At 53.2% G+C, this 17,385-nt stretch carries 17 protein-coding genes; 7 read left to right on the plus strand and 10 right to left on the minus strand.

Annotated elements, in window-relative coordinates:
• Positions 1 to 17: 17 nt before the first annotated feature.
• The 8 genes from F3J40_RS09410 to rluE all read right to left on the minus strand — a co-directional run bounded on the left by F3J40_RS09410 (position 18) and on the right by rluE (position 7,826).
• Positions 18 to 1,139: a ribosomal protein uL16 3-hydroxylase gene (locus F3J40_RS09410; protein ID WP_017346392.1), complete on the minus strand. Its 1,122-nt coding sequence runs from the start codon at positions 1,137 to 1,139 to the stop codon at positions 18 to 20.
• A 57-nt stretch (positions 1,140 to 1,196) separates the two neighbouring features.
• Positions 1,197 to 2,657 (minus strand): two-component system sensor histidine kinase PhoQ, encoded by a 1,461-nt coding sequence (gene phoQ, locus F3J40_RS09415; protein ID WP_167014040.1) that lies wholly within the window; start codon positions 2,655 to 2,657, stop codon positions 1,197 to 1,199.
• A 1-nt stretch (position 2,658) separates the two neighbouring features.
• On the minus strand, positions 2,659 to 3,333 hold the full coding sequence (gene phoP / locus F3J40_RS09420; protein WP_017346390.1) for a two-component system response regulator PhoP: 675 nt from the start codon (positions 3,331 to 3,333) through the stop codon (positions 2,659 to 2,661).
• Positions 3,334 to 3,441: 108 nt separating this feature from the next.
• Positions 3,442 to 4,812, minus strand: coding sequence for an adenylosuccinate lyase (gene purB / locus F3J40_RS09425; protein WP_017346389.1), 1,371 nt, complete (start codon positions 4,810 to 4,812; stop codon positions 3,442 to 3,444).
• A 47-nt stretch (positions 4,813 to 4,859) separates the two neighbouring features.
• The gene (hflD, locus tag F3J40_RS09430) at positions 4,860 to 5,501 is read right to left on the minus strand and encodes a high frequency lysogenization protein HflD (RefSeq protein ID WP_167014042.1); all 642 of its coding nucleotides are present in this window, start codon (positions 5,499 to 5,501) and stop codon (positions 4,860 to 4,862) included.
• A 30-nt stretch (positions 5,502 to 5,531) separates the two neighbouring features.
• On the minus strand, positions 5,532 to 6,644 hold the full coding sequence (gene mnmA / locus F3J40_RS09435; RefSeq protein ID WP_167014044.1) for a tRNA 2-thiouridine(34) synthase MnmA: 1,113 nt from the start codon (positions 6,642 to 6,644) through the stop codon (positions 5,532 to 5,534).
• 41 nt (positions 6,645 to 6,685) lie between these two features.
• A complete protein-coding gene (locus F3J40_RS09440; protein WP_167014046.1) occupies positions 6,686 to 7,159 on the minus strand; it encodes an NUDIX domain-containing protein in 474 nt (157 codons plus the stop codon).
• Positions 7,160 to 7,205: 46 nt separating this feature from the next.
• A complete protein-coding gene (gene rluE, locus F3J40_RS09445; RefSeq protein ID WP_017346385.1) occupies positions 7,206 to 7,826 on the minus strand; it encodes a 23S rRNA pseudouridine(2457) synthase RluE in 621 nt (206 codons plus the stop codon).
• 131 nt (positions 7,827 to 7,957) lie between these two features.
• On the opposite strand from rluE, the gene icd reads away from it, so the two are divergent.
• From icd to F3J40_RS09460, 3 genes are all read left to right on the plus strand, one after another.
• On the plus strand, positions 7,958 to 9,208 hold the full coding sequence (gene icd / locus F3J40_RS09450) for an NADP-dependent isocitrate dehydrogenase (protein ID WP_017346384.1): 1,251 nt from the start codon (positions 7,958 to 7,960) through the stop codon (positions 9,206 to 9,208).
• 249 nt (positions 9,209 to 9,457) lie between these two features.
• Positions 9,458 to 10,030: a hypothetical protein gene (locus F3J40_RS09455; RefSeq protein ID WP_167014048.1), complete on the plus strand. Its 573-nt coding sequence runs from the start codon at positions 9,458 to 9,460 to the stop codon at positions 10,028 to 10,030.
• A gap of 67 nt (positions 10,031 to 10,097) precedes the next feature.
• Positions 10,098 to 10,280 carry a hypothetical protein gene (locus F3J40_RS09460; RefSeq protein WP_167014050.1) on the plus strand — a complete coding sequence of 61 codons (183 nt, stop codon included), beginning with the start codon at positions 10,098 to 10,100 and terminating at the stop codon, positions 10,278 to 10,280.
• Positions 10,281 to 10,486: 206 nt separating this feature from the next.
• On the opposite strand, the gene F3J40_RS09465 is transcribed toward F3J40_RS09460, so the two are convergent.
• On the minus strand, positions 10,487 to 11,494 hold the full coding sequence (locus tag F3J40_RS09465) for a LacI family DNA-binding transcriptional regulator (protein WP_167014052.1): 1,008 nt from the start codon (positions 11,492 to 11,494) through the stop codon (positions 10,487 to 10,489).
• A gap of 258 nt (positions 11,495 to 11,752) precedes the next feature.
• On the opposite strand from F3J40_RS09465, the gene F3J40_RS09470 reads away from it, so the two are divergent.
• Genes F3J40_RS09470 through F3J40_RS09485 form a run of 4 tightly spaced genes read left to right on the plus strand, consistent with a single transcriptional unit; the run spans position 11,753 to position 15,197 of the window.
• A complete protein-coding gene (locus tag F3J40_RS09470) occupies positions 11,753 to 12,076 on the plus strand; it encodes a PTS sugar transporter subunit IIB (RefSeq protein WP_167014054.1) in 324 nt (107 codons plus the stop codon).
• Positions 12,073 to 13,389 carry a PTS sugar transporter subunit IIC gene (locus tag F3J40_RS09475; protein ID WP_167014056.1) on the plus strand — a complete coding sequence of 439 codons (1,317 nt, stop codon included), beginning with the start codon at positions 12,073 to 12,075 and terminating at the stop codon, positions 13,387 to 13,389. The genes F3J40_RS09470 and F3J40_RS09475 overlap by 4 nt, the downstream gene beginning before the upstream one ends.
• Positions 13,389 to 13,730, plus strand: coding sequence for a PTS lactose/cellobiose transporter subunit IIA (locus F3J40_RS09480; protein ID WP_370659860.1), 342 nt, complete (start codon positions 13,389 to 13,391; stop codon positions 13,728 to 13,730). Before F3J40_RS09475 ends, F3J40_RS09480 begins: the two co-directional genes overlap by 1 nt.
• Positions 13,731 to 13,763: 33 nt before the next feature.
• Positions 13,764 to 15,197, plus strand: coding sequence for a 6-phospho-beta-glucosidase (locus F3J40_RS09485; protein WP_167014058.1), 1,434 nt, complete (start codon positions 13,764 to 13,766; stop codon positions 15,195 to 15,197).
• Between the two features lie 43 nt (positions 15,198 to 15,240).
• Here the strand turns inward: F3J40_RS09485 and F3J40_RS09490 are convergent, their stop codons facing one another.
• Positions 15,241 to 17,355, minus strand: coding sequence for a TonB-dependent receptor (locus tag F3J40_RS09490; protein WP_167014060.1), 2,115 nt, complete (start codon positions 17,353 to 17,355; stop codon positions 15,241 to 15,243).
• Positions 17,356 to 17,385: the final 30 nt, after the last annotated feature.

Consider the following 17,385-nt stretch of genomic DNA (forward strand, 5'->3'; position numbering starts at 1 on the left):
GCGTTTAGCGCGAAGTCTTATTCGCCGAAGAACCAGTAACCGCTGTTGACCAGACCGGCCAACTGCGCCAGTACGGCGGGATCATCCAGTGCATCACCGAAATCTTCCAGCGTCAGCTCCTGATGATGAGCCAGTGCCGCGAGGAATTCCGGGCGCTGCGAAGTGAGCTGTTCACCGTTGATATAAACCGCGTTGCCAATGGTCAGCACGCGCAAGCCGCCGAGGCGGGTAAGCGCATCACCTTGTTGCAGCGCATCATAAATCTCATCCGGCTGATACGGCGGTTCTGGTGGTGCCAGATCCAGCTCGTGGCGCGTCTGCGAAATAAACTCACCGAACCAGCGATCAAACTGCTCTGGCTGTTGAATCACATCCAGCATGGTTTGACGAATGCCTTCAATTTCCTGTGGCAGGATCTGGGACGGGCAGTCACGTGCTGGCACATCCGGATCGCTGAAGCGATAGCTGCCTAACTCATTGGCCAGCGCATAGTCGGCGAAGCTGCTGATCAGCTCGCGGCCACTTGGCGCACGGAACCCCACAGAGTAGTTGATGGCGTTTTCCAGTGAGTAGCCTTCATGCGGGAACCCAGGTGGAATATAGAGAATGTCGCCCGGTTCCATCTCTTCGTCGATGATGGCGTCGAAGGGTTCAACTTGCAGCAAATCCGGGTGAGGGCAGTGTTGTTTCATCGGGATTTTCTCCCCCACGCGCCAGCGGCGGCGGCCGGTGCCCTGTACGATAAACACATCATACTGGTCGAGGTGCGGCCCAACGCCACCCCCCGGAGGGGCAAAGGAGATCATCAGGTCATCGGTACGCCAGTCTGGCAGCGCGCGGAACGGGCGCATCAGGGCCGCAGAAGGCTCATGCCAGTGGTTAACCGCCTGCACCAGCAGTGACCAGTTAGATTCACCGAGATGGTCGTAGCTCTCAAACGGGCCGTGTGCAACCTGCCATTTGCCATTGTTATGGCTGACCAGGCGGCTATCCACTTCGTTTTCCATGGCCAGACCGGCCAGCTCATCAGGCGAAATAGGATCGATGAAATTTTTAAAACCACGTTTCAACACTACCGGGCGTTTTTGCCAATAGCGTTCAATAAATTCAGGCCAGTTTAGATCGAGCTGATAGTCCATACCGCTGTTCCACTCAGGAAGACACAAGGAGCCAAGTATAACAGCCTGCGGGCGATTCTACTCGCGACGATGTTCCACTTCCTGACGATGAAACACCACTTCCATGCGTGCACCGCCTAGCGGGCTGGAAGATGCGGTGACTTTGCCATCGTACTGCTCGAGGATGTCGCGGACCACGGCCAGACCGAGTCCCTGGCCGGGGCGCAGGGTATCGGCGCGCTGTCCACGCACGAAGATTAAATCGCGTTTGCTTTCAGGGATGCCAGGGCCGTCGTCGTCAATAAAGAGATGCAGGGCATGTTCCGTTTCACGCGCACTGACCTCAATAAATTCCAGGCAATATTTGCAGGCGTTGTCCAGCACGTTACCCAGCACTTCCATAAAGTCGTTTTGGTCGCCCATAAAGGTCAGTTCAGGGGAAATATCCAGGCTGATGGAGACCCCTTTACGCTGATAAACCTTATTTAGCGCGGAACACAGGCTATCGAGCAGGGCTGAGACGGAGTGGAGATCGCGCTGCAACGGGTTGTGATCGGCCTGCATACTGGCACGGTGCAGGTAATAGCCAATTTGTTGCGAGATACGGCTGATCTGCTCCAGCATCACCGGCTCGGCCTGTTCGATCGTCAGCTGCTTGCCGTTCCGCAGGGAACGTAGCGTACTCTGCAACACAGCCAGAGGCGTTTTCAGACTGTGCGTTAGATCGGCCAGCGTGGTGCGATAGCGCGTATATCGCTGGCGCTCATTGCCAAGCAGGAGATTGAGGTTCCGGACCAGACTGCGCAGTTCTTGCGGCGGATTATCGTCCAGACTTTCACGCTGGTTGGTTTCCAACTCGCGCACCTGTGCCGTTAACAGACCAATCGGGCGCAGGCTCCACTGCGCGGCAAGCCACAGCAGCGGAATAATCAGCAACAGGTTAGCGGCCAGCACGTAGCTAAACCATGACCACACCACATCGGAGTGTTGTAGCTCCTGTGGGATGGAGTCCACCACCACAATGGTTAAGGCGGGCAGGTTCGTGGTGGCATCATAGCGGTTGACCGCCACGGAGTGGGTAAAGGTATCGTTGTTATTGCTGTCGATGGCATGGATACGCTGCTGTGCGGCTTGGTTATTGCCGATGGCAGCGACGCTGGTACGGTTGTTGGTATCAATTTCGTAAAAGTCGGGTTTTAGCAGCCATTCACGTTTGATTTTATTACGGATCTGCGGCACATCGCGCTGCTGCCACAGCAGGCGACCGTGCTCATCGTAAATAAACACCAGCGTAGGAAAGTTGAGCGTCATCCGCTCCGGCTGGGCAATCGTCAGGCGGTTATCCTGCCATTGTGCCAGGGTATAAAACAGGTTGCTTTCACCTCGCATGACGCGATAGGCGTTTTTATCAAAGCTCACCACATAGCCAACCACGGCCACCATGCCGTAGGAGAGCGAGAGAAATAGCACAATAGCGGCGCACGCCAGCAAAAAGCGGGCGCGCAGTGAAAATGGACCTTTGATCTTAAGTGCGGCCATATTACCCGTTTAAATCGAAGCGATAACCTTGACCACGCACTGTAGTGATAACTTCAAAGGTATGCAACGCCTGGATTTTTTTCCGCAGACGGCCCATTAATACGTCGATGGTGTGGCTTTCACGCAGTTCCGCATCCGGGTAGAGCTGGAGCATCAGTGAGTCTTTGCTCACGACCTTGCCTGCGTTGCGAATCAGGGTTTCTACGATGGTGTACTCAAAGGCGGTAAGCTTCACTGGCTCATCGTGAATAGTGAGTTCACGCCGCGAGAGATCAACCTGAAACGGTGTCATCGCAATAATCTGTGAGGCATGGCCACTGTTGCGACGCATCAACGCCTGCAAACGTGCGGCAACTTCCTCAATGTGAAACGGTTTTGTGACGTAGTCATCGGCACCGGCTTCCAGTGCTTCGACTTTCGCCTGCCAGCCTTCACGTGCAGTCAGGACAAGAATTGGCTGGCGGACATCTTCACTGCGCCAGCGGCGAATCAGTGTCATGCCGTCTTCATCCGGTAACCCTAAGTCGACCAGGACAATATCCGGCAGGTGCTCACGCAGAAAATAATCGGCTTCTTTGGCGTCTTCGGCTGCATCAACCTGATGGCCCATTTCACGCAGTTGCACGGAGAGGTGGTGGCGCAACAGGGCATTGTCTTCCACGACCAAAACACGCATATGTGATCCTTAACTAACTAAACGATGAAGTATGAAAGGGAAAGTATAGGTGATGGCGGCTAAACAGCAGGTTAACGCAGACCGGAGGCCCGGTCTGCGAGAGGGTGCTTACTTCAGGTCGTCAACCAGCTGGATGGCGCGTCCCAGATAGTTGGCGGGTGTCATCTGCTTCAGACGCACTTTTTCTTCTTCTGGCAGTGCCAGACTGTCGATAAATGCCTGCATACCCGCAGCGTCAACACGCTTACCGCGCGTCAGCTCTTTCAACTTCTCGTAAGGCTTTTCAATGCCATAACGGCGCATAACGGTCTGGATTGGTTCCGCCAGGACTTCCCAGTTCTGGTCCAGTTCATCCAGCAGACGTGCGCGGTTAACTTCCAGTTTGGAGATGCCTTTCAGCGTTGCCTGATAGGCAATCAGGGCATAGCCCACGCCAACACCCAGGTTACGCAGTACGGTGGAGTCGGTCAGGTCACGCTGCCAGCGCGAAACAGGCAACTTGCTCGCCAGATGCTGCAAGACAGCGTTAGCCAGGCCCAGGTTGCCTTCGGAGTTTTCGAAGTCAATCGGGTTAACTTTGTGCGGCATGGTAGAAGAGCCGATTTCGCCCGCAATCGTCTTCTGCTTGAAGTGATTGAGTGCAATGTAGCCCCAGATATCACGATCGAAATCGATCAGGATAGTGTTGAAACGCGCGATGCAGTCAAACAGCTCTGCGATGTAGTCATGCGGCTCAATCTGTGTGGTGTACGGGTTCCAGGTGATGCCCAGTGAGGTAACGAAAGCTTCGCTCAGCTGGTGCCAGTCAACTTCCGGGTAAGCAGAGATGTGGGCATTGTAGTTACCTACGGCACCATTGATTTTACCCAGCACTTCGATGTTGCCGAGCTGGCGCAGTTGGCGCTCCAGACGGTACGCCACGTTTGCCATCTCTTTGCCCATGGTTGATGGGGTAGCTGGCTGACCGTGGGTGCGGCACAGCAGAGGAATGTCGCGGTATTCCTGTGCCAGCGCTTTCACGGCATCAATGATCTGCTTCCAGTAAGGCAGAATCACATCGCGGCGGGCGGTGTTCAGCATCAAGGCATGAGACAGGTTATTGATATCTTCTGAAGTACACGCGAAGTGAATGAACTCAGAAACCGCGTGCAGGGCAGCGACGTCAGCCACTTTTTCCTTCAGGAAATACTCAACCGCTTTCACGTCGTGGTTGGTGGTGCGCTCAATGGTTTTGATGCGTGCGGCATCTTCTTCACTGAAATTGGCGACAATTGCATCAAGGAAAGCGTTTGCGTCAGCGTCAAAAGCAGGAACTTCCTTGATCTCTGCGGTCGCGGCCAGTTTTTGTAACCAGCGAACTTCCACCTCAACGCGGAATTTCAGCAGACCAAATTCGCTGAAGATAGCGCGTAGTGGGCTGACTTTGTCGCCGTAACGACCATCGACTGGTGAGACGGCGGTCAGAGAGGATAATTCCATCAGTGCAACTCCTGAATCATTTAGCAAAGCGTGAATGCCGCGCCAGCTTAATACGCTGGCGGCAGGCGGGATAAAAGGTTATTCGCTTCACGCAGTAGCTGTTTACGTGAAAGCATCAGCTGCAGGCGGCCACCGCCAACCTGCTGCCATAATACGGCAGAACGTATGCCCGCCAACAGCGTGGCGCGCACCCGGCTCTGGACCTGGGTGTTCTGTAATACGGCGGGGGAGCCAGTGACCTGGATACGCGGCCCAAGGGGGCTAATCACATCGACGTAAATTCCCGCCATCGCGCTGGTAATGGTATCTGATTCCAGCTCGTAATGCGCCAGTTGACGATCTAACTGGCTGATCCGCTGTGCCAGGGTGTTTAGCGCAGTTTTGTTGGCATTGAGTTTGCGCTCCAGCACCATCAGGCTAAGGGTATAACGCGTAAGTTCCGCACCCACTCCCTGCCGGGTCGCACTGTTCAACACCGCAACCAGCGTTTCGAGGCCAAGCCGTAAATTCGCTTCCTGGTTACCGTACACAGCCAGGACGGAAGTGGGGCTAAGATCAAGCAGACTACGCAGCGAGGTGGTGAACGCTTCAGGTTGGCACTGCCCCTGATGCGCTAACTGATGCGTCAGGTGTGCGGCCTGGCAAATACCTGCCAGTGCCAGCGTAATCTCATAGTAGTTCTTAGCCACGATTATTCCTTTATACGGGGAGCGACAGCGTTACTGCGCCACTAACGGCAAACGTTCTTCAATCACGCCGCCACCAAGACACACTTCGCCGAGGTAGAACACGGCAGACTGGCCTGGTGTCACTGCGGCGACCGGATCGGTAAAACGCACTTCAATGCGGCCATCAGCCAGCGGTGCTACGGTGCAAGGAATATCGGTCTGACGGTAGCGGGTTTTCACGGTACAGGTGAAGGGTGCGGTAATGTCAGCACGATCAACCCAGTGAAGCTGCCCGGCGACCAATCCTACGGACATCAGGCGCGGGTGTTCGCCCCCCTGCGCTACAATCAGACGGTTGCGTTCAACGTCTTTGTCGACCACGTACCACGGATCGTCTTTGCTCTCTTTGAGACCGCCAATGCCCAGACCTTTACGTTGGCCCAAAGTGTGGTACATCAGACCCTGATGCTCACCAACAACCTGACCATCGACGGTTTCGATTACGCCGGGTTGTGCAGGCAGATAGCGGCCGAGGAAGTCGCGGAACTTACGCTCACCAATGAAGCAGATGCCGGTAGAGTCTTTTTTCTTTGCGGTGATCAAATCCAGCTCTTCAGCGATGCGGCGAACTTCGGGTTTTTCCAGCTCGCCCACCGGGAACAGGCTCTGCGCAACTTGCTCATGGCTGAGCGTGTAGAGGAAATAACTCTGGTCTTTATTGCCATCTAACCCGCGCAGCAGGTGGCTGCGACCGTCAATATCCTGGCGACGCACGTAGTGGCCGGTGGCAATGAAGTCGGCACCGAGATCTTCCGCCGCGAATTCAAGAAACGCTTTGAATTTAATCTCTTTGTTACACAGGATATCGGGGTTAGGCGTGCGGCCCGCTTTGTACTCTTCCAGGAAGTGTTCAAACACGTTATCCCAGTACTCGGCGGCAAAATTGACTTTATGGAGCTTGATCCCCAGTTTGTCACAGACAGCCTGTGCATCAGACAGATCTTCAGCTGCGGTACAATACTCCTCGCCGTCGTCTTCCTCCCAGTTCTTCATGAACAGGCCTTCAACCTGATAGCCCTGCTGTTGCAGTAACCAGGCGGAAACGGAAGAATCGACGCCGCCGGACATACCGACGATCACTTTTTTCTGGCTGTTGTCAGACATGACTTTAACTCACTAGCGATAAAAACAGGCGGCGTATTCTATCACGCCTGTCCCTGTTGCGCACCTTGCGCAAACGGCCACTGAAAGGCACTCAACAGCGTTAACGGATAACGCGCATTTTGCTGCCATAAGCGGACACTTTCGGCGACCAGCGGCGAACGGAGGTTATCTGCATGGATAATCTGTTCGGGCGTCAGCCACCAACAGCGGTCTATATCGCTGTCTTGCGGCTGGGTAACCGCTTTTTCTGTTAACTCCAGCGCGAACAGGAAGCGCAGAAACGGGGTGTTATCCGGGGCGATCCACTGTTGAACACCGAGGAAATACTGCATTTCGGCATGAATTCCGGTCTCTTCATACAGTTCGCGCTGCGCAGCCTGTTGCACGGTTTCTTCGGCTTCGAGGTGGCCAGCAGGTTGATTGAGCGTAGGGCGGCCGTTAACTCGCTCTTCTACCACCAGTAATTCACCCTGTGCCGCAACAATACATGCGACGGTAACATGAGGTTTGAACATCGAATCTCCCGTTAAGTTAACCTGCGGTTATGTGTTGCTGAACCCGTTAGGCGGTGATTTCACACCATTCACCCGATGCTAACTGCCCTAAAGTATGCTCCCCCATTGCGTAACGGATCAGGCGCAAGGTGGGAAAACCAATATGAGCCGTCATGCGGCGAACCTGACGGTTTCTGCCTTCAAATAGCGTGATCTTCAACCACTGCGTGGGAATATTTTTGCGCTCACGTATCGGGGGATTACGCGGCCACAGCCACGTCGGCTCGTCGACCGCTTCCACTCCGGCCGGGAGGGTCGGGCCATCATTAAGGGTAACGCCAGCACGCAATTGTGCCAGATCGGCTTCCTGCGGCTGGCCTTCCACCTGGACAAAATAAATTTTGCCGGTGCGTTTGCCTGGCTGGGTCAGCGCGGCCTGGAGCTGGCCGTCATTGGTCAACACCATTAACCCTTCGCTGTCGCGATCGAGCCGGCCTGCCGCATACACATCCGCCACGGGAACGAAATCCTTTAGCGTTTGACGGCCTGCTTCATCGCTGAATTGCGGCAAAACATCAAAAGGTTTGTTAAAGAGTATGACGCGGCGAGGCCCGCGCGCGCGTTCCGGACGGCGTGCGGGGCGGCTGAATCGTTTATCCTGGTGATTTCGTTGAGAAGTTTTTCGCATGGTCTTTGCAGTCAGTCACAATTGGCGCATTATAGCGCGAAATTGCGATGATTGGCGTGGCGACAATATTCGAGTAGTATTGAGCCGCATCTTACAAATCATTAACAAAAAAGCGCTCGAAGGAGAGGTTAATGGAAAGCAAAGTAGTTGTTCCGGCAGAAGGTCAGAAAATCACCCTCAATCAGGGAAAACTGGTAGTACCGAATAACCCAATCATCCCTTTCATTGAAGGTGACGGCATCGGAGTTGATGTTTCTCCTGTGATGCTGAAAGTCGTCGACGCTGCTGTGAAGAAAGCCTACAACGGTGAGCGAAAAATTTCCTGGATGGAAATCTACACGGGTGAGAAATCCGTTGAACTGTACGGCCAGGACGTATGGTTGCCGCAGGAAACCCTCGATTTAATCAAAGAATACCGCGTTGCCATCAAAGGCCCACTGACCACGCCGGTCGGCGGCGGTATTCGTTCTCTGAACGTTGCTCTGCGCCAGGAACTGGACCTGTACGTCTGCCTGCGCCCAGTACGTTACTACAAAGGCACCCCAAGCCCGGTTAAGCGTCCAGAAGATACCGATATGGTGATCTTCCGTGAGAACTCAGAAGATATCTACGCGGGTATCGAGTGGAAAGCCGGTTCTGCTGAAGCAGACAAAGTGATCAAGTTCCTGCGCGAAGAGATGGGCGTGAAGAAAATTCGCTTCCCTGAGCAGTGTGGTATCGGTGTTAAGCCGTGTTCAGAAGAGGGCACTAAGCGTCTGGTGCGTGCTGCTGTTGAGTACACCATCACCAACGATCGTGACTCACTGACCCTGGTTCACAAAGGCAACATCATGAAGTTCACCGAAGGTTCTTTCAAAGACTGGGGCTACCAGGTTGTGAAAGAAGAGTTCGGCGGCGAGCTGATCGATGGCGGCCCATGGCAGAAATTCAAAAACCCGAACACCGGTAAAGAGATCATCGTTAAAGATGTGATCGCCGATGCCTTCCTGCAGCAGATCCTGCTGCGTCCAGCTGAATACGACGTTATCGCCTGTATGAACCTGAACGGTGACTACATCTCTGATGCCCTGGCGGCACAGGTTGGCGGTATCGGTATCGCACCAGGCGCTAACATCGGTGACGAATGTGCACTGTTCGAAGCGACCCACGGTACTGCACCTAAGTATGCTGGTCAGGATAAAGTGAACCCAGGTTCCGTTATCCTGTCTGCAGAAATGATGCTGCGTCATCTGGAGTGGTTCGAAGCAGCCGACCTGATCGTTAAAGGTATGGAAGGCGCAATCGCGGCTAAAACCGTGACCTACGACTTCGAACGTCTGATGGACGGCGCTAAGCTGCTGAAATCTTCTGAGTTTGGTGACGCGATCATCGCGAACATGTAAGACTCGGTAAGATGAGAACCCCGGTCGCCCTCTGGGCGGTCGGGGTTTTTTAATGCGCAAAAATCCGCCTTGTAAAAAATTTAGCGATTTTTATTTATCTGGTTTTTTGCTGGTGCAACATCGGTGATTTAATGTAAGGGTTGCAGAAAAAAGAGACCATCATTCCGTTACTAAAATATAGCAATCAAGATTCTAGCAACTAAGGCCGTTTTTAAATACCCTCCATGAAACATACAAACAATTAAGATCATGGATAAAGAACAGATAGAACAAATCAATGAGCTCGCTTTAGCTCTCACGCAAGAACAGCTTGATGCAATGGAAATTAAAATCACTCTCGGCTTTCTGACGCTAGAACATGCTCTTATGATTGAACAAACGAAAGGTAAAGTGTTGAACTGGATAGATTGGTTCAAAAATCATCATAATAATTTAACGAACAGATTTACACTCTCAGTTTCGTCAAAGGGACGCCCCCCAATGGTTATTGGTGCCGCTGTCTTTTCCTACGACATAAATAATCACGCTGTAAACATCCATATGGTTGAACATTTCAAAGGGATTGCCTTTGACGATCCTCTAATTAACCGAATGGGATTTGTCGTTTTGAATGTTGGCTTCGTGTTTGCGAAAACGGTGCAAGCAACTCATATTTGCATTATTAATCCATTGGCAGATGCTAAGCCCTATTATCAATATCTCACTTTTGAGCCGGTTGACGAAGGCGTGCTGAGCGCATCGCTGGCGTCAATCAAGGATAAGCTTGCATCCTTGCATGAGATGAACGGCCAACATGACTATAAGGACTTGGATGAACCGTAATGCTCTAATCAGTAGAATATTTCTACAGAAGTCAGTAGACTGCCGCTATCGTCAACAGGAGTGTCATATGAGAACAGTTCAAGAAATTGTCGATTCCATGAATCCCGAACTGCGCTGTGCAGCAGTAGAAGCGGTGGCTGAGTCTCGTATGATTGCTGCAACATTGGCGCAAATTCCGTCTCCATCAGTGTTAAATGGCCACACTGATAAACCTCTGGCCCATGTCAGTCGTGATGATGTCTCTATTTGATTTGCCATCCTGTTGAAGTTAAAGGTTGCTAAGGCGGCCTTTTTTATTGCCTGAACGACCAGAATTACCTTCGATCTGACCGGTGAATAATCTATGCACAGAGGTGGCATGGATGACGATCTCAAGTCACTTTGTGATTCACTGGATTAATGCCCCGTCATTCAAGGCCAATTTCCCCAGAGGGCGAAATCTGAATCTTGCCTACGCTACCTTAAGGCACGCACCGAATCCCGTTCTACCCACTGGCTGCGCAATAGAGGGCGGGCTTCTGGTTTTTCTCCTGCCAGCATACTGCGCAACTGCGCGATAGCCTGTTCGACCATGGCCGCCATCGGCACTTGCACGGTGCTGAGCGGCGGGTGGAACCACTGTGCGAGGGGGATATCATCAAACCCCATCAAAGAAACATCCTCCGGGATCTGTTTTCCTGCCGAACGCAACGCCTGCGCGGCACCCATTGCCATATCATCATTACTGGCCACCAGGGCGGTAAACGCCACCTTTCTGGCCAGTATTTCGCTGGCTGCGCGTTGTCCACTGGCTGGGGTCCAGTCACCTTCGGCGACGAGTTGCGTATTCAACGTCAACCCTTGTGCCTGCAAAGCGGAAAGATAACCCTGCCAGCGGCTATCGCCGGTAGGGGAATGGGACATGCCGCGGATAAAGGCGATGCGCTTGTGCCCGCGTGCAATCAGTGCGCTTACAGCAGCATAGGCATCTGCCTGATGATCAATACATACAGCCAGCTCAGGATGCTGCACCAACTGGCGATTAAGCACCACCAGTGGCTGATTGAGCTGCGGGATCAGGGCATCTATCTGCGCAACGTCGAGATAACGGGGGTAGAGAATCATCGCGTCACAACGCATATCCGCCAGAAACTGAATGGCTTCGCGCTCCTGCTCCGCGCTGTGTTTGCCGTCTGCCAGCATCAGCTGTGAACCTGACTGCTCGGTGAGGATCGCAGCCTGATAGAGCAATTCACTGAAGAACGGCCCGTGATACAGGGTATTTGGTGCCATTAAACCAATACTGTGCGAGCGCTGCGTAGCCAGGTTGCGCGCCACCAGATTAGGCCGATAACCCAGTGCTGCAATCGCCTGTAAGACTTTATCCCGCACCGGTTTAGATACATAACTGTGTCCGGCCAACACGCGGGAGACCGTGGCTTTTGACACGCCTGCACGTAAGGCCACATCTCGCATTGTTACCATGTTTCACCTGCCTGACTGGATCACCGCTGAGCTGCGGATCGTAAGCATAAACCTAATTAAATACGCTTTCTGGGTAAATGGATTTTTTTTCGTCATCTTTGCAGCAATATGAAACCGGTATCACATTTTTCCTGGTTTTATTATGACAGTGCGGGTAGCTGATTGCGGAAGGGATCACAAAAGAACAAAGATTAATCTGTAACCGGTTGCAGATTTCGATGATGATGCGCTAATAGTTAAAAAAACAGGAGGTGAGTCATGGTGAAAATTTTATTGTGTTGCTCTGCCGGAATGTCCACCAGCATGGTGGTGCAGAAAATGGAAAAGTACGCTCAACAATCTGATTTACAAGCTGAAATACTGGCTGTGTCACTTGAAGAGTTCCGCGATACCTTACCGAGATTCGACTGCTGTTTACTGGGTCCGCAGATCAAATACAAACTGGCGGAATTTAAACAGGTTGCAAGTGAGTTCAATATTCCGGTGGATGTGATTAATCCGATGGATTACGGCATGTTAAACGGTGAAAAGATATTTAAGTCCGCACTTTCCTTAATTGCCGCGAATAAGGGGGCGGTATGAGCAGCTTCGCGGACAGCTTATTTGGTGTGATCGAAAATCGTATCAGCCCGGTGGCTGCCCGCTTATCCAGCCAGCGTCATGTGGTGGCAATAAAAGATGGTTTTATTGCCTCGATGCCATTTCTCATCGTCGGTTCGTTCATGCTGTTGTTTTCACACCCGCCCTTCAGCGCGGACAGCCAGTGGGCGTTTGCCCAGTGGTGGTTAGGCATCGTGAAAGCCCACAATGAAACCCTGATGATGCCCTACAACATGACGATGGGCATTATGTCGGTGTTCATCACCGGGGCGATAGCCTATAACCTGGCGCAGAGCTACAAACTCAATGGCCTGATGGCGGCGCTGCTGGCTGTCATGTCATTTTTGCTGGTCGCTGCGCCACAACAGGGGGGCACGCTGTCTGCTGCTTCGCTCGGAGGCGAAGGGATCTTCACCGCCATTCTGATCAGCCTGTATGCCACCGAAGTGATGCACCTGCTGCATAAATACCATATTGGGTTCCGCCTGCCTGAGCAGGTTCCGCCCAAGATCCGTCAGTCTTTCGATCTGCTGCTCCCGATTATGGTGATGTTCCTGACGCTGTTTCCGCTCAGTCTGTGGATGCAAAGCCAGTTTGGTCTGCTGATCCCACAGGCCATCATGGCACTGTTTGCGCCAGTGATTTCCGCAGCGGATTCGCTACCCGCGGTACTGTTGGCGGTGTTGCTGTGCCACCTGCTGTGGTTTGCCGGTATTCACGGCGCGGCGATTGTTGGCGGCATTTTGCAGGCGTTCTGGTTGAGTAATTTGGGGCTGAACCAGGCGGCGCTCAACAACGGCGAAACGGTCACTAAAATATTCATCGAACCTTTCTGGCAGTTCTTTATCACGGTGGGCGGTTCGGGGGCCACGTTGGGTCTGGTGCTGCTGTATCTACGTAGCCGCTCAGCGCACCTGCGGGCGATTGGTCGCCTCGGCCTGGTACCGGGGATGTTCAATATTAATGAACCGGTCATCTTTGGTTCGCCGGTGGTGATGAACCCGCTGCTGTTTATTCCCTTTATTACGACTCCGCTCATCAATGCGGTGATCGCCTGGACCGCAACTCGAACCGGGCTGATTAATCACGTTATTTCGCTGGCTCCCTGGACGACGCCGGGGCCAATTGGTGCCGCCTGGTCTACCGGTTGGGACCTGCGGGCAGTGGTGTTGGTGCTGTTTTTAATCGGCTTATCGGCGTTGATTTATTACCCGTTTTTCAAAATGTACGAACGCCAATTGTTACAGCAAGAGGTGGATATGGCGGCTGAGAACGTCGCAGAACAGGAGGCTTGATGATGCAAACCGAAGAGATGGAAAGCACCGTGATGATGTTAATCATCCATGCCGGAGAGGCCCGTTCGGCTGCGATGCAGGCGCTGCAAGCGGCGAGGGAGGCCAACTGGCAGCAGGCGGATGATCTGCTGCAACAGGCGTCAGTTGCCTCGCGCGAAGCCCACAAAATCCAGACCGGCCTGATCGGTGCCGATGAAGGCAGCGGTAAAATCCCGGTCAATTTGATTCTGGTCCATGCGCAGGACCATCTGATGAATGCCATGTTATGTCGTGACCTGGTGGAAGAACTGATCTACCTGCATCGCCAACTGAGGTCGCTACACACTGCTCACTCACATTAATTTCTGATCGTTTAAGCAAAACAAGGTGGAATTATGTCACAACAGTGTCCCGAAGATTTCCTCTGGGGTGGAGCGGTTGCAGCCCATCAAGTTGAAGGCGGCTGGCAGGAGGGCGGAAAAGGTCCCAGCATTGTCGATGTGCTCACCGGAGGTGCGCACGGTGTCGATCGTGAAATTACCGACGGCGTCCTGCCTGGCAAACACTACCCGAATCACGTCGCGACCGATTTTTATCATCATTTTCCACAAGATATTGCGCTGTTCGCCGAGATGGGGTTCCGCTGTTTCCGCACCTCGATCGCCTGGACGCGCATTTTCCCCAATGGCGATGAAACTGAGCCTAATGAAGAGGGCCTGCAGTTTTATGATGCGATGTTCGACGAGCTGCTGAAGTACCGGATTGAACCGGTGATCACGCTCTCGCACTTCGAGATGCCGTTGCACCTGGTTAAACAGTACGGTGGCTGGCGCAATCGTGCGCTGATTGACCTGTTTGTGCGCTACAGCGAAGTGGTGCTGGAGCGTTACAAGCACAAGGTCAAATACTGGATGACCTTCAATGAGATCAATAATCAGCGCAACTGGCGCAAACCGTTATATGGCTACAGTAACTCCGGTGTAATCTTTACCGAGTTTGAAAAGCCAGAAGAGGTGATGTATCAGGTCCTGCATCACCAGTTTGTTGCCAGTGCCAAGGTGGTGGCATTAGGGCGCAAAATAAACCCTGCGTTTAAAATCGGCTGTATGCTGGCGATGGTGCCGCTCTATCCCTGGTCTTGCGATCCCGAAGACGTGATGTATGCACATCAGGCAAACCGTGAACGCCTGATGTTTGGTGATGTTCATATGCGCGGTCACTACCCGGCCTATGTGCGCCAGGAGTGGGCGAATCGTGGTTTCCATATTGAAATTGCCGAAGGGGATCTGGAGATCCTGCAACAGGGCTGCTGTGACTACCTTGGCTTCAGCTATTACATGAGTAACGTCGTGCAGCACGCGGCTGCGGCACAGCATAAAGATAAAGACAGCTATCCCGGTAGCAAAAAAAATCCACACCTCCAGGCGTCCGACTGGGGTTGGCAGATCGATCCCGTCGGGCTGCGCTATACCCTCAACCTGCTCTATGAACGTTATGAGAAACCCCTGTTTATTGTGGAAAACGGGTTAGGTGCGGTGGATGAGGTGAATCCGCGTGGGGAAATTGACGATGATTACCGCATCAACTACCTGCGTGAACACATTGTGCAGATGAAAAAAGCGATGCTGGAAGATGGGGTTGATCTGCTGGGCTTTACGCCGTGGGGCTGTCTGGACTGCGTCTCCTTTGGCACGGGGCAATACAGCAAACGGTATGGCTTTATTCATGTCGATCGTCATGATGATCAGACCGGGGATTTCCAGCGGCGGCGGAAAAAAAGCTTCTACTGGTATCAACAGGTGATCGCCTCAAATGGCGACAAGCTGTAACCGGGCATAGCGCCATCCCACCCGGGATGGCGCCAGATAACACTTAGAAGCTGTAGTTGAGCGACAGCCAGTAGTTGCGGCCTGGCATCACATAGCCGCTGGTGGAAGCCTGCGTATTAAAGTAGTTCCCCGCATACATGCTGCTGCTACCAGACTGGTAGAGCTGCACTTCTGAGAAGTCCTTATCCAGCAGGTTATTCACCGAGCCGTTCAGTTTGACGTTTTTCGTCAGCTGATAAGAGGCCCCGAGATTCACCACGGTCCAGGCTTTCAGGTACGCACCTTTGTTGTTATACACCGCCTGTTCCACCGCCGACAGATTGTTGTAGTTGTCGGTAAAGCGGACGGTCTTGCCCTGATACTGCGCTTCGATCCAGCTGTTCAGATCTTCATTGATCTGCCAGCTAATACGCGCGTTAGCAGCACTGCGAGGCGTGTTGGTCAACGCGGCACCTGGGTTATCGCCACCGATCTGCTGGCTTTGGGTGTAGGTGTAGTTACCGTTGAACGTCACTTCTGGCACGAACAGCGGGAAGGAGGTGGCGAACTCAATCCCCTGGGTGCGCGCTTTGCCTACGTTAGCGTAGGTGGTGGTGGTGTCGTTCACCGTCTGCGATTCAATCGCATTACGGAAGTTGTTGATAAAGCCGGTAATGTTCGCTTTGAACTGCGCATCATTGCTGTAATAAATGCCCAGCTCGTAGTTAACACTCTCTTCCGGCTTAAGGTTTGGATTGCCGATGGTTTCGGTTAAGCCGTTCCCGCCAACGCCGCTCACGCCGTCGTGCAACTGTGCCAGAGAAGGGGTTTTATAGCCGGTGCTGACGCCGCCTTTTACCGTCCAGTCATCCAGTGCATTCCAGACCAGATAGGCGCGTGGGCTGATGTGACTACCAAAGTCATCATGCTTTTCAACGCGTGCGCCATAAGTCAGCGTCAGCGGGTCGAGTAGCTGCCAGTCATCTTCACCAAACAGTGCCCAGGTTTTTTGATCGAACGTTTCGCCGCTGTTGGCGAGCACGATGCCATCTTTCAGCCGGGCCTGTGAGAACTCCGCACCGGCTGTCACCAGATGTGAATCACCAATCGGTGCCACCAGGGAGGTGTGCAGCATCAGGTTGGTATTACGTAACTGACGGCCTTCGCCTGCTTTGCTGCTGTTCGCTGCATTGAGCGTCTTTTTCGTCAGCAGGCGTCCGGTATTGGCAGTGTTATCCCACAGCAGGTACGAACTCCAGCGCCCAAAGCTTAAATCTGTATCATGGCCGACCATCAGCTTATTGCGCTGATAGCGCAAGGTGTCGGTGTAACCGCCGCCGGAGGTGCCAACCGGGCCCAACTGGCCGTCACGGTTGTCATACTTCTGGCGTGAGGTGTCGGCGTCGATCCACAGGGTGTTTTTATCGCTGGTTTTCCAGCTCAGCTTGCCACCAAAGTCGTAGTTATCACTCTGGGTTGGGTAGGGGACGCGGGTGTTGCTGCCGCTGTCGCTGAGTGAGGTAACGCTGGAGCCCTGACGGTGCAGGAAACTGCCGTGTAGCGTCAGGTTGAGATTGTCATTGGCTAACGGTCCGCTGGCATAGAAATCATACTTCTGGCTGTCGCCCCACTTGCTGTGCTCCTGGACGTTATGGCCAATATCGACCGCACCGTGCCAGGTTTTGCTCTCTTTTTTGGTGATGATGTTAATGACGCCACCAATGGCATCTGAACCATACAGCGTCGACATCGGGCCACGAATAACCTCAATGTGATCGATGGCCGACATCGGCGGCATCACCGCCGTGTTCAAAGTGTCAAAGCCATTGGGAGTGAGGTCTGAGCTGGCATTCTGACGTACGCCATCGATGAGGATCAGCGTATAGCTGCTCGACATCCCGCGAATGCTGATATCCAGGCCACCGGTTTTCCCGGTGCTGCCGTGAACGTTGACCCCTTCAATATTTCCCAGCGCTTCGCCGAGATCTTGGTAGTTTTTCTCTTGCAGTGACTGCTGGCTAATCACGGAGACGGAGGCCGGCGCATCCGTCAGCTTCTGCTCATAACCATTCGCAGTGACGACCAGCGTGTCGTCTGCGGTTGCAGCCTGTGCCAGGTTCGGTAGTAGTGCAATCAGTGCTGCGCTGAATAATCCCGCAGCTTTATCATTATTTTTCATGTCCGAAAGACGTCCTGTTTCAGTAAGTAA

This window comes from Candidatus Pantoea multigeneris, from assembly GCF_011752615.1.
In the GTDB taxonomy this organism is placed as follows: domain Bacteria; phylum Pseudomonadota; class Gammaproteobacteria; order Enterobacterales; family Enterobacteriaceae; genus Pantoea; species Pantoea multigeneris.